This is a genomic window from Rhodopseudomonas sp. BR0C11, from assembly GCF_010820945.1.
Taxonomy (GTDB): domain Bacteria; phylum Pseudomonadota; class Alphaproteobacteria; order Rhizobiales; family Xanthobacteraceae; genus Rhodopseudomonas; species Rhodopseudomonas palustris_H.
On sequence record NZ_QTKI01000489.1, the window covers coordinates 1 to 3,218 of the forward strand.

Annotated in this window: 1 protein-coding gene; it reads left to right on the forward strand. The window is 67.6% G+C overall.

The window, feature by feature from the left end; genetic code table 11:
* The coding region (locus tag DYI24_RS23910; RefSeq protein ID WP_164574094.1) for a tetratricopeptide repeat protein at positions 1–3,082 on the forward strand (3,082 nt) is incomplete at its 5' end.
* Positions 3,083–3,218: the final 136 nt, after the last annotated feature.

Here is a 3,218-nt window from a genome sequence, read left to right on the forward strand (position 1 = left end):
GACCTTCGACCTCGCCGACGCGCAGCTTGCCTCGCCGCCGGGTGTTGCTTCGATCGCGCAGAACATCGACGGCGGTAATTCCACCGTCGACTTCACGCTGATCGGCGGCGCCGATGTGCATTCGTTCCGCGAAGAGAAGAACTTCATCATCGATGTCGGTTTCCAGCCGGGCGGCGCCGAGTCCGGTCAGACCATGGGGCCGCAGGCACTGAAGCTGCCGGAGATCGGCAAGCTCGATCCCAAGGCGCTGCAGGCAGAGATCCAGAAGCAGGAGCCCAAGCCCGACAACGGCCACAAGCCCGACGCGAAGGACGCAGGCCACAAGGCCGAGGCCAAGGAAGCCGATCACAAGGCGGAGGCCAAGCCCGCGCCGGCTCCCGCGGAAGCCAAGGCCATGAAGCCGGCGACGCCGGCCGGTCCGCAGCCTGCACCTGCTGCTGCGGCGGCGGCTGCGCCATCTCCGTCTGTGGCGGGGCCCTCGGCGACGCCGTCGCCAGCCGGCCCGCCTGCCAAGGGTGGCCAAGTCGCTGCCGCGCCAGCGGGGCCTGCGGCGCCGAGCATCGCGCCGCCGCAGACGGCTCCGGCTGCGCCTCAGGCTCCCGCACCTGCGCCGTCAGTGGCCGCCAAGCCGGTCTCGAATGAGGGGCGGCCGGTCGAGGTGCGGCTGAATACGGATGGGCTTCGCCTGAGCTTCGCGTTTTCTGCTCCGACCCCGGCGGCGCTGTTCCGCCGCGGCGATGTGCTGTGGCTGGTCCTCGACAACACCGCGGCGTTTGATCTGTCGGCGATCCGCCGCGAGGGCAGTGCGGTGGTCAGCGACGCTAGCCGCCTCCCGCTCGCCAACGGACAAGCAATTCGGATCCGGCTCAGTCGCCCGCAAATCGCGACGCTTACCGAAGACGACGGTGCAGGCAAAGGCTGGACCGTAACGCTTGCCGATGCCGGCCGCGCGGCGTCGCAGCCGCTCTCGGCTGTACGCAACATCGCCGACCCGACCCGCGCCAGCGTCTCGGTGTCGTTGCCGGCGCTCGGCCAGGTTCAGAAGCTCGCCGATCCCGACGCCGGCGATACGCTGACGGTGGTCACTGCGCTGCCGCCGCCGCGCGGCTTCATCAAGCGGCAGAACTTCGTCGAGTTCAATCTGCTGGAGTCGATCCACGGCGTCGTTGTCGAGCTGAAGTCCGATGACGTCACCGTTGAAACCACTCCCGATGCCGTGCTGCTGACGCGGCCTGGCGGCCTGACGCTATCCTCCGCCGCGGAGAGCGGCGGCGGTGATGCCGCGTCCGAGAAGCCGTTCTTCGATGTCCGGCAATGGGCGAAGGATCAGACCGGCAGCTTCAAGGACATGCTCGACGAGCGTCTCAACGCCGCGTCGGTTGCGGGCGGCGACGACAAGCTCCCGGCCCGGCTCGATCTGGCTCGATTTTACATGGCGCGCGGTCTTTATCCCGAAGCCAAAGGCGTGCTCGATCTTGCGCTGTCCGCCACCAAGCCCGGCCAGGAAGATGCCGCCACCATGCTCGGCCATGCGGCTGCGAGCGCGCTGATGTGGCGGCCGGAGCAGACGTTGAAGGACGTCGCCAACCCGGCGATTGCTTCGACCTACGACGCGCAGATGTGGAAGGGCGTGGCGCTGGCGCGGCAGGGCAAATGGGCCGAGGCGCGCGAAAAGCTGAAGAGCGTGCAGTTCGCCATCACGGCGCTGCCGCTGGACATTCAGCGCGCCGTGCTCGCCGCGGCGATGCGGGCCTCGCTGGAAGTGCGTGACTATTCGGGCGCCGCGAAGCTCAGCACCGATTTCGATTTGGTCGGCATCCCGCCGGAGATCAAGCCGCAGGTCGCGGTGATGCGCGGCTGGCTCGATGAGGCGCTCGGCCGCGAGCCGGAGGCGCTGAAGAAGTACAAGGACGCGATGGCGTCGTCCGACCGGCAGGCCGCCGCCGAAGCGCGGTTTCGCGAGATCGTGCTGCGCCTGAAGCGCGAAGAACTGACACCCGCCGAAGCGCTACCTGACCTCGAGCGGCTGTCAGTGAACTGGCGCGGCGACCAGCTCGAAGTGAACACCCAGCAGCTACTGACCAAGATGTACGCCGACGCCGGCCGCTATCAGGATTCGCTGCAGGCGGCCCGCGTTGCGACCCAGCTTGCGCCGAATTCGGAAGCTGCCCGCAAGGCGCAGGACGATGCTCGCGCGCTGTTCGCGCAGATTTTCCTCGGCAGCAAGGGCGACGATCTGCCGCCGATCGAAGCCCTCGCAATGTTCTACGAGTATCGCGAACTGACGCCGATCGGCCGGCGCGGCGACGAGATGATCCGCCGGCTCGCCGACCGTCTGGTCGCGGTCGATCTGCTCGATCAGGCCAGCGAGCTTCTGCAGTACCAAGTCGACAAGCGTCTCGAAGGCGCAGCGCGGGCGCAGGTCGCCGCCAAGCTGGCGATGATCTACCTGATGAACCGCAAGCCGGATCGCGCCATCGGTGCACTGCATTCGTCGCGCATCGCCGATCTTGCCGGCGAACTCCGTCAGCAGCGGCTGTTGCTCGAGGCGCGTGCGCAGAGCGACATCGGCCGCCACGATCTCGCGCTCGATATCATCAGCAATATCAGTGGTCGCGAGGCGATCCGGCTGCGTTCCGACATCTACTGGGCGGCGCGACGCTGGCGCGAATCCTCCGAGCAGATCGAGCTATATCTCGGCGATCGCTGGAAGGACTTCACACCGCTGTCTTCGGCCGAGAAGAGCGACGTGATCCGTGCCGTGGTCGGTTACGCGCTCGCCGAAGACGCGCTCGGTCTCGATCGTTTCCGCGAGAAATTTGCGCCGTTGATGACCGATCCCGCCGATCGCGCTGCCTTCGACATCGCCTCCCAGCCGAGCGCCGGCAATAGTGCTGCGTTTGCCGCGATCGCCAAGATGGCCGCCAGCGTCGATACGCTCGAAGGCTTCCTGCGGGAGATGAAGCAGCGCTTCCCCGATGCCAGCGCCCGCGCCAACCCGCCGCCCGGCGCCGACCTCACCGCCACCGGCACGCTGCCCCAGGTGCCGCCGAAGATCCGCGCCATTCAGGCGACGCGGTAGCAATTCCTAGCGGACCCCACCGTCATTCCGGGACGCAGGCGAAGCCTGCGGACCCGGAATCCCGAGGTTGTTGTGCGCAGCTGAGCGTCCGGGTTCACGCGCTTCGCACGTGCACCCGGAATGAGCCGTGGAGAAG